Source organism: Nocardia terrae, assembly GCF_009760405.1.
GTDB lineage: Bacteria > Actinomycetota > Actinomycetes > Mycobacteriales > Mycobacteriaceae > Nocardia > Nocardia terrae.
Window position 1 is genome coordinate 1,275,801 of record NZ_WRPP01000001.1, and the last position, 24,006, is coordinate 1,299,806.

Genomic DNA, 24,006 nt, shown 5'->3' on the forward strand with positions numbered 1-24,006 from the left:
CGGCTGGGTGGGAGTGTCGGGGCCGTGTGGGATGGTGAGCTGATGAGCAGCACCGAGGTTGTCGACGGCGGGGGCGAGGACCCCGGATCTCTGCGGAAGCCCGAGCGATTGGGCGAGTCCCGGGAGGCGTTGGCGGCGGCGCGTGGGGCCGAGGCGGCGGCGGCCGGGCCGCGGCGGATTCTGGGGATCGCGATTCCGACGCTCGGGGTGTTGGTCGCGGAGCCGATCTATCTGTTGTTCGATATGGCCGTGGTGGGGCGGCTGGGGGCGTTGGCGCTGGCCGGGCTGGCCGTGGGCGGTTTGATTCTGGCGCAGGTGAGTTCGCAGTTGACGTTCCTGAGTTACGGGACGACGGCGCGGGCCGCGCGGCGGCACGGGGCGGGGGACGAGCGGGGAGCGGTGATCGAGGGGGTGCAGGCCAGTTGGATCGCCGTCGGTGTCGGGTTCGCGATCGTGCTGCTGGTGCAGGTTTTCGCGGGGCCGGTGACCAGGGCCATCGCGGGCGGGGACGATATCGCGTCGGCGGCGGAGTCGTGGGTGCGGATCGCGTTGTTCGGAGTGCCGCTGATCCTGCTGTCGATGGCGGGGAACGGGTGGATGCGCGGGGTGCAGCAGACTCGGCGGCCGTTGTTGTATGTGCTTGCGGGGCTGGTGATTTCGGGGATCCTGTGTCCGACGCTGGTGCATGGGCTGCTGGGTGCGCCGCGTATGGGGTTGGAGGGGTCGGCGGTCGCGAATCTGGTGGGGCAGCTGATATCCGGCGGATTGTTCGTGAGCGCGCTGTGGCGGGCCAAGGTGCCGCTCGCGCCGCATATCCAGATCATGAAGGCGCAGTTGGTGCTCGGCCGGGATCTCATCGTGCGGAGTCTGGCGTTCCAGGCGTCGTTCGTGTCGGCGGCGGCGGTCGCCTCGCGATTCGGGGCGGCCTCGGTGGCGGCGCACCAGCTGGTGCTGCAGATCTGGAATTTCCTTGCCCTGACCCTGGATTCGCTCGCCATCGCCGCGCAGACTCTGGTGGGCGCCGCGCTGGGGGCCGGGAACGCCCGTGGCGCACAGGGTTTGGCACGCCGGATAACGGCCTGGTCAACGGTCTTCTCGGTGTTCCTGGCGGCGGTGTTCGCGGCCGGATACTCGGTGATTCCCCGATTGTTCACCACCGACCCGTCGGTACTGGACCGCACCCACGTGGTGTGGTGGTACTTCGTCGCCATGATCCCCGTCGCGGGCGTGGTCTTCGCCCTCGACGGCGTCCTGCTCGGCGCGGGCGACGCCGCCTTCCTCCGCAATGCCACCCTCGGCTCGGCCCTGATCGGCTTCCTCCCGCTGATCTGGCTCTCCCTCGCCTACGACTGGGGCATCGGCGGAATCTGGACCGGTTTGGTCGCTTTCATGCTGCTCCGTCTTTTCGCCGTGAGCTGGCGGGCGCTATCGGGACGCTGGGCCCAGGTCGGGGCCGAGGTGCCGGGGCGGATGTCGTAAACCGTCCCGGCGCACGGTGATTCAGTCGGCGGAGCCGTTGCCCTGTGCCGCAGCCTGTTTCGCGAGGTTCTCGGCGACTTCGGCTTGCCAGTTCTCATTGGCGTGGGTGGTGTCGACCTCGTATTCGAAGCGGTCGGTCATCTCCGGCTTGATGTCGGCGACATCGACGTAGAACTGTTCGTACCAGCGGCGGTGCTGGTAGACCGGGCCGTCCTCCTGGGTGAGCAGCGGATTGTCGATGCGGGTCTTGTGTTTCCAGATCTCGACGTCCTGCAGGAAGCCGGTGCCGAAGCTCTTGCCGAAGGCCCTGGCCAGGCGGTCGGACTTGTCCGGCGGCAGGCCCTTGATGCGCTGCACGCTCACGCCCCATTGCAGGACGAAGGAGTTGTGGGTGACGGGGTAGTGGCAGTTGATGAGCGCCACTTCGACGGTGTTGTCGCCGAAGTCGTTGTGCAGGTAGTTGATCATGTAGGACGGGCCGAAATACGAAGCCTCCGAACGCAGTAGCGACATCTCCTGCGAATAATTGGACTTCGCGTGAATGTCCGGGCGGCCCTTGGAGTGCAGGAACTGGGTCGCGACGTGCCCCTCGAACACATTCTTGAAATACACCGGGTACGCGAAGTGAATGTAGAAGAAGTGCGCCATATCGACGTTGTTGTCGATGATCTCGCGGCAGTGCGCGCCCTCGATGAGCAGGCTGTTCCAGTCCCAGTCGGTCCACTCGTCGGTCTCGATGCCCTCGATGTGGGGGATGGCGACCTCGGGCGGCGGCGGATTGCCCTCCGGATCGTTCCACACGAAGAACTGCCCGTTCTCCTCACACGTGATCCAGGACCTGGTGCGCGCCAACGGCGGAACACGCCGCGCATACGGAATGGCCGCGCACTTACCGTCCCCACGCCAGCGCCAATCATGGAAAGGGCAGGCGATATTGTCGTCCTTGACGCTGCCGTAGGACAGATCCGCCCCCATGTGGCGGCAATACCCGTCGAGGGCGTGCAACTCACCCTTACTGTCGGCCCAGATCACGAGTTTGGTGCCGAAGGCGTTGATGGAGTGGGGGTTTCCGTCCCGGAATGTCTCGGCGAGCCCGAGGCAGTGCCAGCCGCGGGCGAACCTCGTCATGGGCTCGCCGACATCGATGCTCCGGTAGTGCTGACTCATGTGCGTTCTCCGTGCTCGAGGGTCTACCGCCCGAGGCTAAGCACTGCCGCTTAATAGAACAAGTGTCAGTTTGGTGCGCCTCGGATCAGGCTCTGCGGTATCGGCGCACTACGACTTTCGCGGGGCGGATGGAACGGTCGCCGACGGTCAGGCCCGGCTGGATGACCGACTCGACGGTGCGGTCGGCGTCGGGGTCGTTGGTGTCGCAGATTTCGGCGGCCTCCATGACCTCCGGGTCGAAGGCCGCGCCGCGGAACGGGGTCACCAGTTGGCCGCCGCGTTCGGTGAGCATGCGCTCGACGCGGCGGCTGATGGCCTCGAAACCCGGGCGGTCGGCATCGGAATTGGAGGTGGAGGAGAACGTCTGCGCCAGGCCGTGCAGGGCGAACAGATCGCGGATCAGCGGCGCGTCGGCTTCGGCGCGCTCGTCGCGGATCTTGAGCTTGGCCTCGTCGGCTAGTCGCTCGATGGTGGCGGCCTGGCGGGCGATGACGCGGGCGAGGTCGTCGATGCGTTCGGTGATGCGGTCGAGACTCTGGGCGGGCACCTCTGGAGCCTTGGGTACCTCGGGAATCGTGGCCGCCGGGGCAGGATCGGTCATGCTCGAACGATAGCCCCAGCCGTCGGCGGTCACTGCTAGCATCGGCCCCATGGGGGTCTACGGAATCGATCTCGGCACAACGAATTCGGCAATTGCGGCAATTGACGCAGACGGCCGGCCCGAGGTGCTGGTCGGACTCAATGGCGAACCGACCGTTCCGTCTGTGGTGTTGTTCGCCTCCGCCAACGACCATGTGGTCGGCGAGGGCGCACGGCGGCAGGCACGCCTGGATCCCGACCACGTGTGCACGCTCGTGAAACGCCGCATGGGGGACGCGGAATGGCGTTTCGGCGCGCACGGGCAGCTGTGGTCCGCGCCCGCGGTGTCCTCGCTCATCCTCAAAAGCCTTGCCGCCGACGCCGAATTCGCCGGCGGCGAGCCGGTGCGCCGCGTGGTGATCACCGTGCCCGCCTACTTCGGCGACGAGGAACGCCGCGCCACCATGCAGGCCGGGACCTACGCCGGATTCGATGTGGCGGGCGTGCTGTCCGAACCCATCGCGGCGGCGCTGTCCTACGGCTTCGGGCGGCTCGACGGCGGCCTGCTCGACACCGGCCCGGCGCGCGAGACCGTGCTGGTCTACGACCTCGGCGGCGGCACCTTCGACGCCACCGTCATCGAACTGGCCGACCGCCGCATCTCGGTGCTGGCCGTGGAGGGCGACCATCAGCTCGGCGGCGCGGACTGGGATGAGCGGCTGGCGCTGCACCTGTCCCAGAAGTTCTGCGCGGCCAATCCGGATGCCGAAGACCCCCTGGACGATTCGGTCGGATCGCAGCTGCTGGTGCTGGCCGCCGAACAGGCCAAACACGATCTCACCGCGGCCGAGAGCACCGAGGTGGTGATCGCGCACGACGGCGCGCGGGCGATCATCGAGCTGACCCGCACCGAACTCGAGACCATGACCGCCTCGCTCATGCGCCGCACACTCGACCTGACCAAGGCGGTGCTGGCCGCCGCCGAGCAGCGCGGGGTGCGACGGGTGGATCGGCTGCTGCTGGTCGGCGGGTCCTCGCGGATGCCGATGGTGGCCGAGCAGCTGCACAAGGAATTCGGGCTGGCCGGGGAGCTGCGGGACCCGGATCTGTCGGTGGCGCGCGGGGCCGCGCTCTACGGCGAGAAGCTGGAGATGGAACGGCTGGTGGCCGCCGACCTGGTGACCCGCGGGCGACTACGCGATCACGCGGACCTCACCGAGGCCGATCCGGGTGATCTGGAGGCCGCGCTCGAGCGGGTGGCCGACTCCTTCGGGCAGCCGGTCGGCCTGGTGCGCCGCATGATCGAGATCCAGGTCGACACCGTGGTGTCGCGCGGATTCGGTGTGCTGGCGCTGGATCCGTTCAGCGGGCTGGCCGCCAGCTGGCTGGTGCACCGCAATCAGACGCTGCCCATCAAGGTGCGCCGCTCCTACGGCACGGTGCGCGCGGACCAGGATCAGATCGAGCTGACCATCGTCGAACAGCAGGGGCAGGCGGCCTCGACCCGGCCCGAGGACACGAAGGTCTTGGTGGAAGGCAGGATTCGCGATATCCCGCCGGGGTACCCGGAGGGGAGTGAAGTCCGGGTGACCTTCGAGATGGGATTCGACGGCGTGCTGCACGTCACCGCCTACCACGTGGACGCCGACATGCCGCTGACGCTGTCGGTGCAGACCGGCGCCACCCTGTCGCAGGCGGATGTCGAGCGCGAACTGGACCAGTTGCAGCGCACCCGCCGCCGCAACTCCTGACCCGCACCCGCCCGTACGATCGAAAACCGATGCACGCCTTCGACCCCAACGACTATCGCAAACGAGTGCTCGCCGCCGTGGAGCGCCGAGGCGGCATCGAGGAATCCGATGCCTTCGAGCTGTACGACATTCCGGTCGCCGAGGCGATGCGGCTCAGTGACGACGAGGTGGCGGCGCGGGTCGCCGAGGTGTGGGCGCTGTGGCAGAAGCTACGCGATCACCCCAAGTACCGGGTGCTGGCCGGGCTGCTGGTGGACGCGCACCGCGAGCTCTCGGAACCGTTGCTGCACACCGGTTCCCGGCTCGTCGAGGCCGACCGGGTGCGGGGGTTGCGGGAGCGCCGCGACGCTGAGCGCTACGAGATGCTCGACACCGCGATCGAACGACTCGTGCAGCGCCACGGCGGAATCCCCGCCGCCAAGATCCCCGGCCTCGAGGACATCGGCCGCCTGGGCGGGCTGACCAAGCCCGAGATCGCCGACCGCGTCCGCCGCCACCGGATCATCGACGAGGCTCCCGCCCCGTTCCCCGCGCCCGCCGCGTCGACCCTGAGTCCCGAACGCCGCCAGCAGATCCGCAAACTCCTGGCCGAATACGAGCGCCTCCTCCCCGGCGACCCGGTCCCCACGCTGCTGTCGCTGCTCGGCCTCGACTTCTCCGACGCCCACAACACCCCCGAAATCCGCCTGCGCGCCGAGGCCCTGCGCGCCCGCACCCGCGAACTCCCGCCCGGCCGCATCCGCGTCGTCCTCGACGAACTCCTCATCCACGTCGGCGACATCCTCGAACCCGGTGGCGAACTCGTCGACGCCTACCTGCTGGTCATCGTCGAAACCGTCACCGACACCCTGCGCCCCCAGGTCCGCGCCGCCGTCCTCGTCGAAGACCTCCTCGTCGCACCGGATTTCGAATACCTGCGCACCACCGCCATCACCGCCGGCCTGGACCTCCCCACCGCCGAACGCATCCTCATCGCCCTCGCCGACGAACTCGGCACCACCGTCGAGGGCCGCGAACACCTCGCCGCCCCGGCTCGCGGAACCACCGCATCTCCCCATCCCGCCCCGGGAACCATCGGCCGGCCGAGTCGATCCGACCATGACGCAACGGCTTCCGGCCGACGCCCCGCTCCCGACGCGACCGCGCCGAGTACCAGCGGGGGACATGCGACTTCCACGCCTGCGCAAAGCAGCTCCGGGACCGGCGGTTTCGGACCCGGCTCCGCGCGCGGGCGGCGCGGCTCGACCTCCTCGGATAGTGAACTGCCCGGCGGGTCAGGGAGCCGTGGCGCGGAGTTCGGTTCACCGAGCAGCGGTGGACAGCAAGCGGATTCGAGCGGTGCGGGTTCCGGTGCTCCCGCACCGGAACAGTGGCAGCAGACGCCCTATACGGGTGGTGTGTCGCCTACGGGTGAGGTGTCGCCGTCCCGGGTGGCGCGGCCGTGGGAGGCGGCGTTGAGTGCGGCGCGGGGAGAGTTGCGGCGGGGGCGGCCCAGGGCGGCGGCTGGTTTTGTCGCCGATGCGCGGCGAAGTGTGGGGGACGACGCGGCGGGGGCGCGGGCGGTGGGTGCGGTGGGGGAGGAGGTGGAGCGGGTGCTCGCCGAGGCGATGGTGCATTGGCGGGGCGCGGTGTCGTGTTGTGCGGCACGGCGGTTCGTGGAGGCGTTGGCGGTGCATCTGGAGTTCTTGGATCGGCGGGCCGCTGATGTGGCCAATCCGGATCCTCGGGGGGCGAGCCGGGAGTTGCTGATCGGGCGGGCGCGGGCGGCGGTGATCGAGGCGGGGCGGATGTTCGAGGCGTTGCCGAGTGATCCCGGGTTGCGGATGCAGGCGGTGCTGGCGGTGCTCGAGGTGTGTGCCGATCACGCGGCGGCGCGGGCGGCGCTGGCCGAGTTGCAGGTGGGGGCGCCCGGGGAGGTGACCGCGGGACGCAAGGACGACGGGACGGTGGTGATCACCTGGGTGCCGTCGGGGACGCCGCAGGTCGAGTACCGGGTCACGCGGTTGCTGGCCGACGGGTCGTGGCGGGTGGTGGGCCGTACCCGCGGTATCGCGCTCGAGGACGGCGGGGCGCTGACCGGGCCGGTGCCGGTGTACGGCGTGGTGGCGTCGGTGTCGGGGCGCGTCTCGGAAATGACCAGGTCCGACGGGAATTCGGTGGCGAGCGAACCCGACGGGGACGATGCCGAGCCCAGCGGCCTGCCGACCGTGCGCGGGCTGGCCGAGCACGGGGGCCTGCTGGTCTTCGTCTGGCCGACCGGCATCACCGAGGTGATGGTGGTGGCCCGCCCCGACGCACCGCCGGTGGATCCCGAGGATCCGCACGCGCGCCGCTGGAAGGTCACCAATATGCGCTACGAGATCGAGGGCGGTGTCCGCATCCCGGCCGAGATCCCGCGCCCGTGCCACGTGGCGGTGGCGTCGTGCCGCCGCGAGCCCTCCGGAACCCTCACGGTGGCGGCCGGATTCGCGCCGGGGGCCCGCATTCGCTGGGTGCGCTGAGCACGGTCACGCCGGGTGCGCTGATCATCGCCGCGATCCCGCATGGGAATCTGGTGGGGGCCGGTGCTGTTGCTGCGAGGACCGACCATGATCAGAGAGGCGGAACCGGGTGACTCCGAAGTTGATGGCGGTGAGCGACATCCATGTCGGTCATCAGGGCAACAAGCCGGTGGTCGAGGCGATCCATGTGGATTCCCCCGAGGACTGGCTGATCCTGGCCGGTGACGTCGGGGAGAAGACCGATGACATCCGCTGGGCCCTGGAGACCCTGCGCGGCCGCTTCGCCAAGGTCATCTGGGTGCCCGGCAACCACGAATTGTGGACCACCGCAAAGGATCCCGTGCAGATGCACGGTGCGGCCCGCTACGACTACCTGGTCTCGCTGTGCCGGGACCTGGACGTGCTCACCCCCGAGGACCCGTTCCCGGTGTGGCAGGGTGCGGGTGCGGAGCACTACGGCGGCGCGGTGACCCTCGCGCCCATGTTCATGCTCTACGACTACTCGTGGCTACCGGCGGGCGCGAAGACCAAGGCCGAGGGCCTGGCCATCGCCAAGGACCGCAATGTCGTGGCCACCGACGAATTCCTGCTCTCCGCCGAGCCGTATCTGACCCGTGACGCCTGGTGTCACGCCCGCGTCCAGTACACCCAGCGCCGCCTGGACGCTCTGCCCGCCGAGACGCCGCTGGTGCTGATCAACCACTGGCCGCTGGTCCGGCAGCCGGTCGACATGATGTGGTACCCGGAGTTCGCGCTGTGGTGCGGCACCGACCTCACCTCCGACTGGCACACCACCTACAACGTGGTCTGCGCGGTCTACGGCCACCTCCACATCCCGCGCACCACCTGGTACGACGGCGTCCGCTTCGAGGAGGTCTCCCTGGGTTACCCCCGCGAATGGCAGCGTCGCGGCCTGCCGGACAAGCTGCTGCGCCAGATCCTGCCGGTCCCCGACTACGGTGACGAGCTCAACGAGTGGGGCGGCCACTTCAAGATCACCCCGGAGATGCGGGAGGCGGGCCAGAAGATGAAGGAGGCCGCCGAACGCCGGCGCGGTCTGGCCTGATCCACGGCTCGCGAGCAGGCGGGATGGTCCGGATTAACAGAAATCGCCTCGTTTTGGACATGTGACCAGTAGAGTCTCCGGTGGCCGCCCGGCCGAGTGGCGCTGCGCCGCAACCCGAATCGCCCTGGGAGACTCCGCCGAGATGAGACGTACACGCATCCTGTGCTCGATATTGTCGGCACTGGCCATCGCTGCGAGCGGGGTCGCGGTGGTGAGCGCGTCGCCTCTGGATATCGCCGACGGGTCCGGCAGCTCCAGCGGGTCCGGATCGGGCAGCGGGACCGGGTCCGGCACGGGCAGTGCCAGCGGGTCCGGGACGGGCAGTTCGGGCGCGCCGACCAGTGTGCCCTCGCTCGGCCCGGACTTCCTATGGGGCGTGGCCATGGCCGGATTCCAGTCCGAAGGCCATGCGCCCGACAGCAATTGGAGCCGGTACGCGAATTCCGGGAAGGCGCACGACCCGTACCTGAATTCGGTCGACTTCTACGACCGGTATGCCGAGGACATCGATTTGGCGGCGGGTATGGGCTTGAAGGTGTACCGGCTCAGCATCGAATGGGCGCGGGTGCAGCCGCAGCCGAATACCTGGGACGAGAACGGCTTTCGCTTCTACGATCAGGTCATCGCGAAGATCCGTGCTGCGGGCATGCGCCCGATGCTGACTCTCGACCACTGGGTGATCCCCGGCTGGGAGGCCGATCGCGGCGGCTGGAAGAACCAGGGCATGGTCTCGGACTGGCTCACCAACATGCGCCGGGTCGTGGACCGCTACGCCTCCGACGACCCGCTGTGGGTGACCATCAACGAGCCGATGGGCTATGTCGCGCAATCGATCAAGATCGGTGACATCGGGCTGGGCGACGCGCTGCCCATGTTCGACCGGCTCGTGCAGGCGCACGACGGCATCTACGACTACATCCATCAGCGCCAGCCCGGCGCGAAGGTCACCAGCAATATCGCGCAGTATCCGATCGTGCAGGACCTGACCGACATGCTGTTCGCCGACCGCATCCGCGGCAAGCTCGACTACATCGGCGTCGACTTCTATTACGGCGCTTCGCTGACCCATCTGCCCGGCCCGGCCCTGCTCGGCGACGAACTGTGGAAGAACGCCATCGAACCCGAGGGCATCTACTACGACCTGCGCACCTACACCGAGAAGTTCCCCGGGCTGCCGATCTACGTGGTGGAGAACGGGCTTCCCACCGACAACGCGACCCCCCGTGCCGACGGCTACGACCGCGCCGACCACCTGCGCGACACCGTCTACTGGCTGCAGCGGGCCAAGGCCGACGGCATCGACGTGATGGGCTACAACTACTGGAGCCTCACCGACAACTACGAATGGGGCAGCTACGAACCCCGATTCGGCCTCTACACCGTCGACGTGAAGGGCGACCCCACCCTCACCCGCCGCCCGACCGACGCCGTCGCCGCCTTCAAAACCATCACCGCCCAGGGCGGTGTCCCCGCCGACTACCGCCCCACCCGCAAGCCCGCCCTCTGTTCCATCATCCTGCCGCTGGAGAGCTGCCTGCGCCCGGTGTCGGTGCCGTAGAACTGGTTCCGCGAGGCTCGGCCCGCCACGGGCGTCTGTCCTGGCATTGCCCTTGTCGCCGTATCCGGCCGGGCTCGGCCGGGCGTTGCGGCGTTCGGCCCGAGGGTGTGCGAGCCTCAGTCGGATGCCAGGCGCAGTCCGCCGGACAGGGCATCGACCATGGTGTGCAGCAGCGGATTCCGGGTATTGGTACGCCAGGCCGCGGCGTAGGTGATGACCAGGGGGCGGGGCTGCAGCGGCCGCCAGACCAGCCCGGGCGTCGAGGCGGTGCGTGCGGAGCCGACGCCGATCGCCTCGGGGCGCAGGGGGAGTAGCTGGAGCATTTGCGCGTGACTCATGGCGCTGTCGCTGAGCACCACCGCCGCGCCGCGCTCACGCAACTGCTCGAGCACCGAGTCGTGCACCTCGGGTGCGGCGTCACGGGCGAACATGATGAGTTCGTGGTCGCCGATGCGGGCCGGTTCGATCGAACCCGCTGCCGCGAGGGGATTCTCCCGCGACATGACGATGCCGAGCTCCTCGTCGGCGATCGGCGTGTAGGTGAGGTGCTCGGCCAGGCGCACCGGCAGGCGCAGCACCGCCAGATCCACCTCGTCGCGATCGAGCAGCCGCGCCTGATCGCCGGAGGTGCCGGTGGTGAGCGACACCTTCACCCCGGGCTGGCGCGCCTTCAACAGCGCCTCGATCCGCCCGGGCAGCCATTGCGGCGCACCGTTGACGATCCCCAGCCGGAACACCGCGTTCCCCGGCTGCGCCACCGCCCGTGTCTCGCGCACCGCGATCTCGGCCGCCTCCAGCACATTCCGCGCCGTCTTCAACAGCACCTCACCGGCCGCGGTCAGCTCCACCCCGTGATTCCCCCGAATCAGCAGTGGCCCGCCCACCTCGCGCTCGATGGTCCGGATCTGCTGGCTGAGCGTCGGAGTCGAGATGAACAACCGCTCCGCCGCCCGCCGAAAATGCAGCTCCTCCGCCACCGCCACGAAGTACCGCAACTGCCGCAATTCCACCCCTAGAACTGTAGGCGGCCCGGCCGCCCCCACCACAACCCCGCCGGTCACCTGCCCGGGTTGCGCTGGGATTTCAAGCCCGGCAACCGAATCCGTCGCGGCCCCGGGGAGGTCGTCCCCGGGGCCGCTGTCGGTAGCGGGGGCGGGATTCGAACCCGCGACCGTTGGCGTATGAGACCACTGCGCTGCCGAGCTGCGCTACCCCGCGTCGATGGGATTCGACGCTACGCCCGATGACCTTGGGGTTCCAGCGATTTATGCCCAGCCGGGGTGCGGGGAGGGCTGGGTGACGGTGGCCCAGCGTTCGGCTATACGGCGGCCCTGGAAGCGCCACAGGACGAAGCCCTGGAAGGTCATGGGTTGGCCGGTGGTGCGGTCGGTCCAGCACCAGATGTTGCGGCACATGACCTTGTCGCCCTCGGCGAGCATCTCGACGATGGTGACGTGGAGGTCCGGCAGCGCCTCGTACATGCCGAGCATCATCTTCTCGTCGCCGGTGAGGTCGGTGGGCTGACCGCCGGGGCCGTCGTGGTCGAGGAAGTCCGGGGTCATGTTGCGGTGGATGACCGCGGCATTGCGCCGGTTCACGAATTCCTCGAAGTGGTCGGCGACGAACTGCTTCATGGACTCGAGGGAGAGGTCGGTGGCCATGATCGCCTCCTCGGGCGGCTTGACGACCTTTCCATGGTGCTCTCGCCGGTGCCGCCGCGTAAGCGATTGGGCGGCACCGGGTCAGAGCAGGGGCAGTCCGGGGTCAGAGATTGGCGGGCCGGATCACCAGGATCGAGGAGGCGCGCTTGCCGGATTCCGTGATCAGGGCGATGGCGTGGCCCGCGGGGTCGACGGCCGCGTAGACGCCTTTCATACCAATCGGTTCCAACCATCGGCCGTTGCGGAGATCCCCGGCCTGGGCGTCGCTGATCTCGCGCACCGGGAAGGCGGTGCGCACGGCCGCGTCGATATCCAGGCTCAGCAGCGGCTCGTCGGCCTCGGCGGCCGCGGCCAGCTGATCCAGGGTGCGGGCGTGTTCGAGGGTGAACGGGCCCACCCGGGTGCGGCGCAGCGCGGTGAGATGGCCTCCGACACCCAGCTTTTCGCCGAGATCGCGAGCCAGAGCACGGATGTAGGTGCCCGAGGAGCATTCCACCTCGACGTCCAGATCCACGAACCGGGTTGTGCCGGTGTCGATATCGCGACGCGCCAGCACCTCGAAGCGGGTCACGGTGACGGGGCGGGCGGCCAGCTCCACCTCCTCGCCGGCGCGGGCGCGGGCGTAGGCGCGCTCACCATTGATCTTGATGGCGCTGACCGTGGCCGGCACCTGCTGGATGTCGCCGGTCAATTCGGTGATGCGCGCGGCGATCTCGGCGTCGGTGAGATGCCCGGCCGCCGTCGTGGCGGTCACCTCGCCCTCGGCGTCGTCGGTGATCGTGGACTGGCCCAGCCGGATCGTGGCGGTATACGCCTTGGTGGTCAGGATGAGCTGACCCAGCAGCTTGGTGGCGCGCTCCGCGCCCAGCACCAGCACGCCGGTGGCCATCGGGTCCAGGGTGCCCGCATGCCCGACCTTCTTGGTGCGCAACAGACCTCGGCACTTGGCGACCACATCGTGGCTGGTCCAGCCGCCGTCCTTGTCGACGATGAGCAGGCCGCCGAACGCGTCCACCCGCGGCGGCAGCTTCTCGCGACGCGGGCGATTCTCGCGCTCGGCCTGCGTGACACCCGATTCCGTCGCCATCAGCCCTCCACGATCGCGGTCAGGATGAGACCGTCGCTGATCAGCCAGCGGCCGTCGAACGAGGTCAGCGGCGCGCCGCCATCGGTCACCGGGCCGGGGACGAGCAGGTCGCTGTGGAAGGTGCCCGAGCCGCCGCCCGCGGACTCCTCGTCCACGGTGAAGGTGATGTGCGCGTCCTCGAAGCCCAGCCACTTGCCGGTCAGCGGGAACCACACCTTGTAGGTGGCTTCCTTGGCGCAGAACAGCAGTCGGTCCAGGTGCAGTCCGGTGCCGGGTCGCACGGTCGAGAGCCATTCGCGTTCGGGCGGCAGGCTCACCGAATCCAGCACGCCGTCCGGCAGCCGATCGTGCGGTTCGGCATCGATGCCGATGGAGCGGAAGCGCAGTTTGTGGCCGAGCGCGGCGGCCCGGTAGCCGTCGCAGTGGGTCAGGCTGCCGACGATGCCGCGCGGGAACACCGGTTCCCCGGTACCGCCCTTGCCGATCGCCACCGCGGGCTCGCCCAGCTGGGCCAGCGCCTGCCGGGCGCAGTAGCGCGCCCCGATGAAATCGCGCCGCCGCTTCTCCACCGAGCGGGCGATCAGATGTTCCTCGCCGGGGTGGGGTTTCAGGTCCTCCGGGTACGCCGTCAGCTCGGCCGCGGCCACTCCGTTGGGGAGAATTCTGCCGAGTATGCGCGCCGACTCCGTGTTCCCAGAGGGAACCTGATTCGCCGCGACTGCCCGCTCCTCGATGACCCGCCTCCTGCTCGCTCGTATAACTGCCGAATCGAGCCTACCGGGCACGCCGATTCGACTCGGGCGCTGAGCGGCCGGATACGGCAACCCATTGTGATACACCAATCGGTCTACTAGCTTCTGAGGGTATGTCCGACTCCCTTACAGACCAGTCCTGGCGGCGTCCGACCCTGATCGCGACCCTCATCGCCGCGTTCATCACTCAGAACTCGATCGCCCTGCCCTATGTGCGGCGCAACGGACCGAAGTCGGCGCTCGACTTCTTCGTCGGCGACATCTACAAGACGGTGCCCGGCCGCTTCGCCATGGTGGATCTCATCTTCGTGGTGATCGGCTTCCATGTCTGGGCCCTGGCCGAGGCCCGCCGCCTCGGCATCGTCCGCTGGTGGGCAGCGTCGTTCGTGCTCACATTCTCGGTCGGCATCGCCACGGCCATCCCCTTCTTCCTGCTGGCGCGCGATTTCACCGCGGAGCGTCGCTGACCGGTCCGACCGTGAGCGGAAGTTAGGGTTGCACATGACCTACGTCGTGGACTTCACCGATGTGTCGACCGTCGGACTGGAATCGTCGCCGGTCGCCGCGGCGCTCGCCGGACTGCGGGCCAACGAGGCCCGCTACTTCAAGAACAAATACGACCACGTCTTCACGGTCGAGCCCGCGAGTAAATCCAAGGCGACCATCGCCTGGGTGAGCGGAATCCTCGAGTCCGAACGCTCCATCGTCATCGCCTCCCCACCCCTCGAGGCCACCGAATTCGAGGTCGAAGGCATTCGAATGGCCTACGTCTTCTATCAGTCCGGCCTCTCGATCAACGTCATGTACACCCTCGCCGACGCCGGCAAACGCGCAGTCGGCTTCAAACTCTCCGACGGCATGGAAGTCCCCGAAGAACTCGCCTCCTTCAAATTCGCCCGCCAGAAGTCGAAACTCGCCGGCACCATCCGCGGCTCCTACTTCGTCATCAAGGGCGAGCACTGACCCTCACGGCAGAGACGGCCAAACGTCGGCCGCGATGCGTTCGGCGGCCCGGCAGGCCTGATCGCCGGTGTGGCTCGAATCGGCGGGCCAGTCGACGGCCAGCTCGATGACTTCGGTCAACGTCCGATCGAGATCGCCTGGCGGGTCCCCGATTTCGCGGTACCCGAGCCAGTGGTTCCAAGTTTTCCCGCGTGTCGAAGCGACGCAGGAAAACGCGGTGGGCATCGACGTGCGATAGACGGCGGTCGGTCGTCCGGCCATCGTGGTGATCGGCCGGTACAGCGAATCCCCGAGATTCCTGGTGAGCTCCAAGCGCACCCGGATCTGCACCGAGGGATTCGTCTCGCCGACCTCCACCGACCACTTACATGTATTCCGTGCCAGATCGAATCGGCGGGCACCGGTGAAGTCGAGCGCCGCCTGCACGGATTCTTGTGTGGCGTGGCTGCAAAGGTCAACGGAGGCAGCGGAATCCGCCGGATAGGTCAGGTGCCGGATCGGTCCCATCGCCAAGGTCCGGGCGGCCGCGTCGGCAACCTGCCCGGTGAGAACCGCAACGTTGACGCCGTCGGCGAGTCTGCCCGTGTTGTTGTCGAAGGCCGAGCCGATGGCTTGCCCGCTGATGGTGATGCCGGTGCCGTTGTCCCGGTAGAGCAGTTCGAGCGCGCCGGCGGCCTCGGCGACTCCCTCGATCTGGGACGGTCCCCACGCGTGGTGTATCGACCCCTCGTCTCTGAAGGTCAGGCCCTCCCGGCGGTAATGGGTGATGTCGAAATGGTCGCTCACGTTCATCCACAGGAGGACGGCCCCGTCATCGGTGTTCCGTAATCGGACGGCGAATTGGCAGGACCGCAGATCGAGCGGACGTATCTGAACATCGAAATTCGGGCCGACGACCGCGTCGGCCGTGGCGAAGCCGCACGGATCGATGGTCGCCATATCGCCGAAGCCGGCATTGTCTGTTGTCTCCGACTGTCCGCCGGACGTGGTCGAGGATCGGACGGACGCGACCGCCACAACCGCGGCCGTAACGACGGTAAGTGCGCCGATGAGTATCCAGATCTGCCGTTTCGAGCGACGGTCTGTCACGATTTCTCACCCTCTCACATGGGGTGTTAGGTCCAGGCTCATGTGCCTTCGTGCGCGCGTCGTGGACGGCGCTCACGGCCGCGGGTTTGCTGAATGGCATGACAGACAACGGATTTGTGGGGCAGGGGCGGCGTGCGGTGGTTGTGGGCGGGGGCTCCGGGATGGGGCAGGCGATTGCTGATTCGCTTTTGGGGGAAGGGTATGAGGTGGTCATCGTCGGGCGGTCGGAGCAGCGGCTGGGCGATGCGGTGCGGGAGCTCGGGGAAGGGAAGTTGAGTGCCGTCGCGGCGGATGTGGCCGATGAGGAGCAGGTGGCGTGGTTGTTCGAGACGGTGGGGACGGTCGATCATGTGATCACTACGGCGGGGGATCCGGGGGGTGCTTATGCGCCCATCGCCGAGTTCGATTTCGCTGCCGGTCGAGGCTTTCTGGAGACCAAGGTGGTCGGGTCGATGCTGCTGGCCAAGTACGCCCGGCTCACCCCGGGCGGCTCGATCACTTTCGTGTCGGGCATCGCCGCCTACCGTCCGGCGGCGGGCGGGGCCATGGTGGCGACGGCGAACGCGGCGCTCGAGGGCTTGGCGCGCGCCCTGGCGGTCGAGCTCGCGCCGACCCGGGCGAACGTGGTGTCACCGGGCTGGGTGGACACGGCGATCTGGGACAAGATGGCTTGGGACGACGTCGAAGCGCGGCAGCGGGCGATGGCCGAGAAACTTCCGGCGGGGCGCATCGGCAAGCCGGAAGATATTGCGGCGGCGGTGCTTTCGGTGATCCACAACCCGTTCATTACCGGCACGATCCTGCATGTGGACGGTGGGCACCGGCTCGTCTGAATTCCTCCCCACTTCAACGTATATCGCGTGGGGGGACTTGCCGCAAGACCCCGTAGCGGATCGATAATCGCTGGTCGTAGCGGTATACGGAAGGGGAATCATGGCGGAGCGGATGGCATTCGGGGTCGGTCCGGCGCGCATCGACATCGCGTATGAGGAATTCGGTGAGGCGGGCGATCCGCCGGTGCTGCTGATCATGGGCGGGGCAGCTCAGATGATCCACTGGCCCGAACCGTTCTGTGCCGCACTGGTCGAACGCGGGATGCGGGTGATCCGGTTTGACAGCCGCGATGCCGGACGGTCGACGCGCATATCGGACGCGCCGGAACCCGACGTCGCGGCGGCCATGGCCGGGGATGTGTCCTCGGCCGCCTACAACCTGTCGGACATGGCCGCCGACACCGTCGGACTGCTGGACGAGCTCGGCGTGGACAGCGCACATCTGGTCGGATTGTCCATGGGCGGAATGATCGGCCAGACCATCGCCATCGAATACCCGGACCGAGTGCGGTCGCTGACCTCCATGTGCTCCACGACGGGCGATCCCGCTGTGGGACAACCCAAACCGGGCCTGTTCGGGTCAGCGGAAGCGTGGCCCGAGGATCGGGAGACCTACATCGCCTGGCAGGTGCGCAATCTGCGGACGGTCGCCTCACCCGGCTTCGCGTTCGACGAAGCCGCCGTGGCCGACCGCGCGGGCCGCGCCTGGGACCGGGGCATCGATCAGCCCGCCATGATGCGCCACTTCCTGGCCGTGCTGGCCTCGGAGACCGATCGCACGCCCAAGCTGGCGACCTTGCGCGTGCCGACCCTGGTGATCCACGGGCTCGACGATCCGATGATCGACGTCAGCGGCGGCCGGGCCACCGCCGCCGCGATTCCGGGCGCCCGCCTGGTCACCTATCCGGGCCTCGGGCACAGCCTGCCGCCAGAGTTGTTCTCCGCGTTCGCCGATGAGATCGCCCACCTCGTGCTCGAGGCGGAGAAGAACCGCGCCTGAGCGCTAGTGCGCTTCGCTCAACCAGATGGCCTCGGCGGCGATGCTGCCGAGGTCGATGGTGCGCTCCTGCACCTGCACCGCGATGGTGCCCGCGAAGTCGCGGCGCTCCACCACCGCGATCGGGGTGTCCAAAGCGATGCCGAGCGAATCGAAGTAGCGCAGCATGGCCGGGTCCGAGTCGGAAATCCGTGCCACCCGGCCGGATTCACCGGCGTCGAAGTCGCTGAGCTGCCGCGCCGGGGGAGTGGGGACCGCACCGTCCACCGACGGGATCGGGTCGCCGTGCGGATCCCGGTCCGGGTGGCCGAGTTTGGCGTCGATGCGTTCCATCAACGTCTCCGACACCGCGTGCTCGAGCACCTCGGCCTCGTCGTGCACCTCGTCCCAGCCATAGCCGAGCTCGTTGACCAGGAAAGTCTCGATGAGCCGATGCCGGCGCACCATGGCGATGGCCGCGCGCCGGCCGTCTTCGGTGAGCGTGATGGACCCGTACCGCGCGTGCTCGACCAGCCCCTGGTCGGCGAGCTTGCGCACCGCCTCCGACACCGTCGACGCGGAAACCCCGATCTTCTCCGCCAGCAGCTTGGTCGACACCTTCTCCTGCGGCGACCATTCCTGCGCGGTCCAGATCACTTTCAGATAGTCCTGGGCCACCGACGACAACTCCGGCGCGAGGCTGGCCGGGCGGGTGGCGGTGGTCCCGTGAGGTTCGGAAGGTGCGGACGGATCGGCCAGCTCGCGGCGGGTAGCGATGTCACGTTTTCCGGGCACGTACTCGAGCTTAGGCACACCTGTCGAGGTTTCCCACATCGGCGCGCTCGCGGGCGCTACCGGCCCGTAGGGTCGCGTTCCGGGGTGATCGCGGACCGGTGAACGCACGGTGACGGGCGTGCTTCCGGCCGTGAAGTTCCGTACCGCCGAATATTGTGCGGGACGCCCTTTCAGTAGGCTTCCGGTGTGCAGAGATGGCGAAGCCTCGAGGAGATGCCCGCGGACTGGGGCCGATGTGTCCTCACCATCGGGGTATTCGACGGCGTCCACCGCGGTCATGCCCAGCTCATCAGCCGTGCGGTGAAATCCGCTGCGGTGCGCGGCGTTCCGTCGGTGCTCATGACCTTCGATCCGCACCCGCTGGACGTGGTGCGGCCCGGGTCGCATCCGTCGCAGCTGTCCACCCTGCATCGGCGCGCGGAACTGGTCGAGGAACTCGGCATCGACGTGTTCGTGGTGATGCCGTTCACCCGCGAGTTCATGAAGCTCACCCCCGAGGAGTACGTCCAGGAACTGCTGGTCGACCGGCTGCACGTGGCCGAGGTCGTGGTGGGCGACAACTTCACCTTCGGCCAGAAGGCCGCCGGCACCGTGGACACCATGCGCGAGCTGGGCCGCGAGTACGGCTTCGACGTCGACGGCGTGCAGCTGCTGGGCGAGCACGCGGTCACCTTCTCCTCCACCTACATTCGCGGCTGCCTGGGCGAGGGCGATGTGGCCGCGGCCGCCGAGGCGCTGGGCCGCCCGCACCGCGTCGAGGGCGTGGTCGTGCACGGCGACGGCCGCGGCAAGGGCCTGGGCTTCCCGACCGCCAACGTGGCCCCGACCATGCACGCCGCCATCCCCGCCGACGGCGTCTACGCGGGCTGGTTCACCGTGATCGAGCCCGGCGACCCGCTCGCGGGCACTCGTCACATGGCCGCGATCTCGGTCGGCACCAACCCGACCTTCGACGGCCGCAATCGCACGGTCGAGCCGCACATCCTCGATTTCGACGCCGATCTCTACGGCAGGCACGTGGCCGTGGACTTCGTCGAACAGCTGCGCGGCATGCGGAAGTTCGAGTCCATCGACGAGCTGGTCGAGGCCATCGGCAAGGACGTGGACCAGGCCCGCAAGGTGCTCGACGAGCAGACCGGCGAATAGGGCCCGCCGGGGCCGATTTCCGCTGGCCGGACCACTCCGGTAGGCTGGCTCGTCGGGTTTGCTGCGGTTCGCGGCGGCGCCCAGCCCAACCCTCGTATGGGGTTTCAGGGGCTCGCCCCTGAGAGTTCCGAGAGTTGGGTCATTCAGAGCGCGGACTGAAACAAGGAGATTCTGTGGCTCTCACCACCGAGCAGAAGCAGGCCATTCTGGCCGAGTACCGGATCCACCCGACCGACACCGGTTCCCCGGAGGCGCAGATCGCGCTGCTGTCGAAGCGGATCGCGGACCTCACCGAGCACCTGAAGACGCACAAGCACGACCACCACACCCGCCACGGTCTGCTGGCGCTGATCGGTCGTCGTCGTCGCCTGTCGAAGTACCTGCAGGCCAAGGACATCAACCGCTACCGCTCGCTGATCGAGCGCCTGGGCCTGCGTCGCTGATTTCGGAGACTTCGTTCTCTGCCAGCAACGTCGCAGACCCCTCGGCATGTGAGGTGACACACCTCGCACGCGGAGGTAGTTGACGAACCGGCCAATGAGGAGGCTTAGAATCTCCTCGTTGGCCTTTCGTATATGTGTCCGATTTCCCCACGAGGGGGAGGTCGAGACGTGTATACGCCAACAGGAGCCGTATGCACCCGCCGCGTGGCGTCGGTCTTCGGTAGTGGCTTTTCGGGGCGTAGCAAGAGGATGAACCCTGCGCGCCCGGAGGGCTTCGATCGATGACCGCCTCCGCGTCGCCGTATCCCAGGGGGGATAGGGCCGGGTGTGCGTGCCGCTGACCACGAGGGTCGGTGCACGCCCATGCCGGGTACGGCCGCGCCGGATCGCACGAGAGGAATGTGCGAACCCCGGCAAAGACGAGAGGTTGAGATAAAACACATGTCTGACACCCAGACCAGTTCCGCCGCCGAGGTCGAGCCCGGCGTTTTCGAGTCCGTCGCCCTGATCGACAACGGCGCGTTCGGAACTCGCACCATCCGTTTCGAGACCGGCCGGCTGGCCAAGCAGGCCGCGGGTTCCGTGGTCGCCTACCTCGATGACGAGACCATGCTGCTGTCGGCGACCACCGCCTCCAAGCAGCCCAAGGACCAGTTCGACTTCTTCCCGCTGACGGTGGACGTCGAGGAGCGCATGTACGCCGCGGGCCGCATCCCCGGCTCGTTCTTCCGCCGCGAGGGCCGCCCCTCCACCGACGCGATCCTGACCTGCCGCCTGATCGACCGGCCGCTGCGCCCGTCCTTCGTCGACGGCCTGCGCAACGAGATCCAGGTCGTGGTGACCGTCATGTCGCTGGATCCCAAGGACCTCTACGACGTGGTCGCGATCAACGCCGCCTCGGCGTCCACCCAGATCGCGGGCCTGCCCTTCTCCGGTCCGGTCGGCGGCGTGCGCGTCGCGCTGATCGAGGGCCAGTGGGTCGCGTTCCCGACCGTCGAGCAGCTCGAGGGCGCGGTCTTCGACATGGTCGTCGCCGGTCGTGTCGTCGAGGGTGACGTCGCGATCATGATGGTCGAGGCCGAGGCCACCGACAACGTGCTCGCCCTGATCGCCGACGGCGCTCCGGCTCCGACGGAAACCGTTGTGGCCGAGGGCCTCGAGGCCGCCAAGCCGTTCATCGCGCGGCTGTGCAAGGCGCAGGCCGACCTGGCTGCCCTGGCCGCCAAGCCGACCGAAGAGTTCCCGATCTTCCTGCCCTACCAGCAGGACGCCTACGACGCCGTCGAGGGCACCGCCAAGCGCGAGCTGAACGAGGCGCTGTCCATCGCGGGCAAGCAGGAGCGCGAGGAGCGCACCGACGAGATCAAGCTGGCCGTGCTCTCCGAGCTGGCCGAGTCCTTCGCCGGTCGCGAGAAGGAGCTGGGCGCTGCCTTCCGCTCGGTCACCAAGAAGCTGGTGCGCCAGCGCATCCTGACCGACAGCTTCCGCATCGACGGCCGTGGCCTGGCCGACATCCGCGCGCTGTCCGCCGAGGTCGCCGTGGTGCCCCGCGCCCACGGTTCGGCGCTGTTCGAGCGCGGCGAGACCCAGATCCTGGGTGTCACCACCCTGGACATGGTGAAGATGGCGCAGCAGGTCGACTCGCTCGGCCCGGAGACCTCCAAGCGCTACATGCACCACTACAACTTCCCGCCGTTCTCCACCGGTGAGACCGGCCGCGTGGGTTCGCCCAAGCGTCGCGAGATCGGCCACGGCGCGCTCGCCGAGCGTGCGCTGATGCCGGTGCTGCCCTCGCAGGAGGAGTTCCCCTACGCCATCCGTCAGGTCTCGGAGGCGTTGGGCTCCAACGGTTCCACCTCGATGGGTTCGGTCTGCGCCTCGACCCTGTCGCTGCTGAACGCCGGTGTGCCGCTGAAGGCTCCGGTCGCCGGTATCGCCATGGGCCTGGTGTCGGACACCGTGAAGAACGACAAGGGTGAGGACGAGGTCCGCTATGTGGCCCTCACCGACATCCTGGGCGCCGAGGATGCCTTCGGCGACATGGACTTCAAGGTCGCCGGCACCCGCGAGTTCGTCACCGCGCTGCAGCTGGACACCAAGCTCGACGGCATCCCGTCGCAGGTGCTGGCCGGTGCGCTGAACCAGGCCAAGGACGCCCGCTACACGATCCTGGATGTCATGGCCGAGGCCATCAACACCCCGGACGAGATGAGCCCCTACGCGCCTCGCGTCACCGCCATCAAGATCCCGGTCGACAAGATCGGCGAGGTGATCGGACCCAAGGGCAAGGTGATCAACCAGATCACCGAGGACACCGGCGCCAACATCTCCATCGAGGATGACGGCACCGTGTTCGTCGGTGCGACCGACGGCCCGTCGGCGCAGGCCGCGATCGACGCGATCAACGCGATCGCGAACCCGCAGCTGCCGAAGGTCGGCGAGCGCTTCCTGGGCACGGTCGTCAAGACCACCGCCTTCGGCGCGTTCGTGTCGCTGCTCCCGGGCCGCGACGGGCTGGTCCACATCTCGAAGCTGGGCAACGGCAAGCGCGTCGCCAAGGTCGAGGATGTGGTCAACGTGGGTGACAAGATCCGCGTCGAGATCGCCGACATCGACAACCGCGGCAAGATCTCGCTGGTGCCGATCGACGAGGATTCGGACAACTCCGAAGCCTCGGCTGCGGTCGAGGCCGCCGCAGAGTAATTATTTCTCTGTGACGAAGAAGCAGTCCGCGGTGCGCGCGGGTTCCGCGCGCACCGCGACAGACACCGCCCCCTTGCTCCGCAATCTGGAGCAGGGGGGTTCTGCACTCGTGGTGGCCCAGAACCAAGCGCCCGCAACCGATATCGGGGTGCGGCGCACCGTGCTGCCCGGCGGGCTACGCGTGGTCACCGAGCATGTGCCCGGTGTCCGGTCGGCGTCGATCGGCGTGTGGGTCGGGGTCGGCTCGCGCGACGAGGGCCCGACGGTCGCCGGCGCCGCGCACTTCCTCGAGCACCTGCTGTTCAAGGCCACGCCCACGCGCTCGGCGCTGGACATCGCGCAGGCCATGGACGCGGTCGGCGGTGAACTCAACGCCTTCACCGCCAAGGAACAGACCTGCTACTACGCGCACGTCATCGACGAGGATCTGCCGCTGGCGGTGGACCTGGTCACCGATGTGGTGCTCAACGGCCTGTGCCGGGCCGACGACGTGTCGGTGGAACGCCAAGTGGTGCTGGAGGAGATCTCCATGCGCGACGACGATCCCGAGGACATGGTCGGCGACGCGTTCCTGACCGCGCTGTTCGGTGACCATCCGATCGGGCGGCCGGTGATCGGCAGTGTCGAGACCATCGAGGACATGCAGGCCCATCAGCTGCGCTCGTTCCATCTGCGCCGCTACCGGCCCGACCGGATGGTGGTCGCGGTCGCGGGCAATATCGAGCACGAGCACGTGGTCGAGCTGGTGCACCGGGCGTTCGCGCACCGGCTGGAGACGGGCCGCGAGCCCGCGCCCCGGCGCGAGGGCAAGTTCCGCCCGCGCGGCAATCCGGAACTGCTGCGCATTCAGCGCGACAGCGAGCAGGCGCACCTGGTGTTCGGCACCCGGGCTTTCGGCCGGCATGAGGGCGAGAAGCGCTGGCCGCTGTCGGTGCTCAACACCGTGCTCGGCGGCGGGCTGAGTTCGCGGCTGTTCCAGCGCATCCGGGAGGAGCGCGGTCTGGCGTACTCGGTGTACTCGAGCGTCGACACCTTCGCCGACACCGGCGCGTTCTCGGTCTACATCGGCTGCCAGCCCGAAAACCTGGGCCACGTCGCGTCTTTGGCGCGCGGGGTGCTCGAAGAGGTGGCGGCCAACGGCATCACCGATGCGGAATGCGCCCGCGCGAAGGGTTCGCTGCGCGGTGGTCTGGTTCTCGGCCTCGAGGATTCCGGCTCCCGCATGAACCGCATCGGCCGCTCGGAGCTGAGCTACGGCAATCACCGCAGTGTCTCCGAAACCCTCGCTCGCATAGACGAAGTCACCACCGACGAGGTGTCGAAGATCGCGGCGAGCCTGCTCGCGCGGCCCTTCGGCGTGGCGGTGGCGGGCCCCTACCGGCGCACCCGGGACCTCCCGGCGGCGGTCCGTCGTCTCGTTCCCTGACGCCGTTCGGCCCCCGACCGTGATGGTCGGG

The 24,006-nt window shown here is 68.3% G+C and carries 21 protein-coding genes and 1 tRNA gene; 13 read left to right on the plus strand and 9 right to left on the minus strand.

Annotation, left to right across the window (positions count from 1 at the left end):
- Positions 1-42: 42 nt before the first annotated feature.
- Complete coding sequence (locus GPX89_RS05890) at positions 43-1,479, plus strand: MATE family efflux transporter (protein ID WP_157355501.1); 1,437 nt, start codon at positions 43-45, stop codon at positions 1,477-1,479.
- 21 nt (positions 1,480-1,500) lie between these two features.
- On the opposite strand, the gene GPX89_RS05895 is transcribed toward GPX89_RS05890, so the two are convergent.
- Complete coding sequence (locus GPX89_RS05895) at positions 1,501-2,646, minus strand: Rieske 2Fe-2S domain-containing protein (RefSeq protein WP_157355504.1); 1,146 nt, start codon at positions 2,644-2,646, stop codon at positions 1,501-1,503.
- A gap of 85 nt (positions 2,647-2,731) precedes the next feature.
- Entirely contained in the window at positions 2,732-3,247 is a 516-nt protein-coding gene (gene grpE / locus GPX89_RS05900) for a nucleotide exchange factor GrpE (protein ID WP_157355505.1), read from the minus strand.
- A gap of 49 nt (positions 3,248-3,296) precedes the next feature.
- Between grpE and GPX89_RS05905 the strand changes: the two genes are divergently transcribed.
- The 4 genes from GPX89_RS05905 (at position 3,297) to GPX89_RS05920 (ending at position 10,101) form a co-directional block, all read left to right on the plus strand.
- Positions 3,297-4,976 (plus strand): Hsp70 family protein, encoded by a 1,680-nt coding sequence (locus GPX89_RS05905; protein ID WP_157355507.1) that lies wholly within the window; start codon positions 3,297-3,299, stop codon positions 4,974-4,976.
- A 29-nt stretch (positions 4,977-5,005) separates the two neighbouring features.
- Positions 5,006-7,477, plus strand: a complete 2,472-nt coding sequence (locus tag GPX89_RS05910) for a hypothetical protein (RefSeq protein WP_157355508.1) — start codon at positions 5,006-5,008, stop codon at positions 7,475-7,477.
- A gap of 109 nt (positions 7,478-7,586) precedes the next feature.
- The gene (locus GPX89_RS05915; protein WP_328601544.1) at positions 7,587-8,543 is read left to right on the plus strand and encodes a metallophosphoesterase family protein; all 957 of its coding nucleotides are present in this window, start codon (positions 7,587-7,589) and stop codon (positions 8,541-8,543) included.
- Between the two features lie 142 nt (positions 8,544-8,685).
- The gene (locus GPX89_RS05920) at positions 8,686-10,101 is read left to right on the plus strand and encodes a family 1 glycosylhydrolase (protein ID WP_157355509.1); all 1,416 of its coding nucleotides are present in this window, start codon (positions 8,686-8,688) and stop codon (positions 10,099-10,101) included.
- A gap of 116 nt (positions 10,102-10,217) precedes the next feature.
- On the opposite strand, the gene GPX89_RS05925 is transcribed toward GPX89_RS05920, so the two are convergent.
- From GPX89_RS05925 to npt, 5 genes are all read right to left on the minus strand, one after another.
- Positions 10,218-11,111, minus strand: coding sequence for a LysR family transcriptional regulator (locus GPX89_RS05925; RefSeq protein ID WP_157355511.1), 894 nt, complete (start codon positions 11,109-11,111; stop codon positions 10,218-10,220).
- A 134-nt stretch (positions 11,112-11,245) separates the two neighbouring features.
- Positions 11,246-11,319, minus strand: a tRNA-Met gene (locus tag GPX89_RS05930).
- Between the two features lie 47 nt (positions 11,320-11,366).
- Complete coding sequence (locus GPX89_RS05935; RefSeq protein ID WP_157355513.1) at positions 11,367-11,762, minus strand: ester cyclase; 396 nt, start codon at positions 11,760-11,762, stop codon at positions 11,367-11,369.
- 103 nt (positions 11,763-11,865) lie between these two features.
- Positions 11,866-12,849, minus strand: coding sequence for a tRNA pseudouridine(55) synthase TruB (gene truB / locus GPX89_RS05940; protein WP_157355515.1), 984 nt, complete (start codon positions 12,847-12,849; stop codon positions 11,866-11,868).
- A complete protein-coding gene (gene npt, locus GPX89_RS05945) occupies positions 12,849-13,523 on the minus strand; it encodes a 4'-phosphopantetheinyl transferase Npt (protein WP_328601655.1) in 675 nt (224 codons plus the stop codon). Before npt ends, truB begins: the two co-directional genes overlap by 1 nt.
- A 191-nt stretch (positions 13,524-13,714) precedes the next feature.
- Here npt and GPX89_RS05950 point away from each other — a divergent pair, with 191 nt between their 5' ends.
- Together GPX89_RS05950 and GPX89_RS05955 are read left to right on the plus strand one after the other, a co-directional pair.
- On the plus strand, positions 13,715-14,068 hold the full coding sequence (locus tag GPX89_RS05950) for a DUF2834 domain-containing protein (protein ID WP_157355517.1): 354 nt from the start codon (positions 13,715-13,717) through the stop codon (positions 14,066-14,068).
- A 34-nt stretch (positions 14,069-14,102) separates the two neighbouring features.
- Complete coding sequence (locus GPX89_RS05955; RefSeq protein ID WP_157355518.1) at positions 14,103-14,564, plus strand: phage tail protein; 462 nt, start codon at positions 14,103-14,105, stop codon at positions 14,562-14,564.
- A gap of 3 nt (positions 14,565-14,567) precedes the next feature.
- On the opposite strand, the gene GPX89_RS05960 is transcribed toward GPX89_RS05955, so the two are convergent.
- Positions 14,568-15,653: a hypothetical protein gene (locus tag GPX89_RS05960; RefSeq protein WP_157355520.1), complete on the minus strand. Its 1,086-nt coding sequence runs from the start codon at positions 15,651-15,653 to the stop codon at positions 14,568-14,570.
- 98 nt (positions 15,654-15,751) lie between these two features.
- On the opposite strand from GPX89_RS05960, the gene GPX89_RS05965 reads away from it, so the two are divergent.
- Both GPX89_RS05965 and GPX89_RS05970 read left to right on the plus strand, forming a co-directional pair.
- Positions 15,752-16,486: an SDR family oxidoreductase gene (locus tag GPX89_RS05965; protein ID WP_157355522.1), complete on the plus strand. Its 735-nt coding sequence runs from the start codon at positions 15,752-15,754 to the stop codon at positions 16,484-16,486.
- Positions 16,487-16,586: 100 nt separating this feature from the next.
- The gene (locus GPX89_RS05970; RefSeq protein WP_157355524.1) at positions 16,587-17,486 is read left to right on the plus strand and encodes an alpha/beta fold hydrolase; all 900 of its coding nucleotides are present in this window, start codon (positions 16,587-16,589) and stop codon (positions 17,484-17,486) included.
- A 3-nt stretch (positions 17,487-17,489) separates the two neighbouring features.
- On the opposite strand, the gene GPX89_RS05975 is transcribed toward GPX89_RS05970, so the two are convergent.
- Complete coding sequence (locus GPX89_RS05975; RefSeq protein WP_328601545.1) at positions 17,490-18,257, minus strand: metal-dependent transcriptional regulator; 768 nt, start codon at positions 18,255-18,257, stop codon at positions 17,490-17,492.
- Positions 18,258-18,443: 186 nt separating this feature from the next.
- Between GPX89_RS05975 and GPX89_RS05980 the strand changes: the two genes are divergently transcribed.
- The 4 genes from GPX89_RS05980 (at position 18,444) to GPX89_RS05995 (ending at position 23,975) form a co-directional block, all read left to right on the plus strand.
- Positions 18,444-19,403 carry a bifunctional riboflavin kinase/FAD synthetase gene (locus tag GPX89_RS05980; RefSeq protein ID WP_328601546.1) on the plus strand — a complete coding sequence of 320 codons (960 nt, stop codon included), beginning with the start codon at positions 18,444-18,446 and terminating at the stop codon, positions 19,401-19,403.
- A gap of 173 nt (positions 19,404-19,576) precedes the next feature.
- Positions 19,577-19,846 (plus strand): 30S ribosomal protein S15, encoded by a 270-nt coding sequence (gene rpsO / locus GPX89_RS05985; RefSeq protein ID WP_328601547.1) that lies wholly within the window; start codon positions 19,577-19,579, stop codon positions 19,844-19,846.
- Between the two features lie 441 nt (positions 19,847-20,287).
- Positions 20,288-22,549 (plus strand): polyribonucleotide nucleotidyltransferase, encoded by a 2,262-nt coding sequence (locus GPX89_RS05990; protein WP_157355528.1) that lies wholly within the window; start codon positions 20,288-20,290, stop codon positions 22,547-22,549.
- 85 nt (positions 22,550-22,634) lie between these two features.
- Positions 22,635-23,975, plus strand: a complete 1,341-nt coding sequence (locus tag GPX89_RS05995; RefSeq protein WP_157387086.1) for a M16 family metallopeptidase — start codon at positions 22,635-22,637, stop codon at positions 23,973-23,975.
- Positions 23,976-24,006 lie beyond the last annotated feature (31 nt).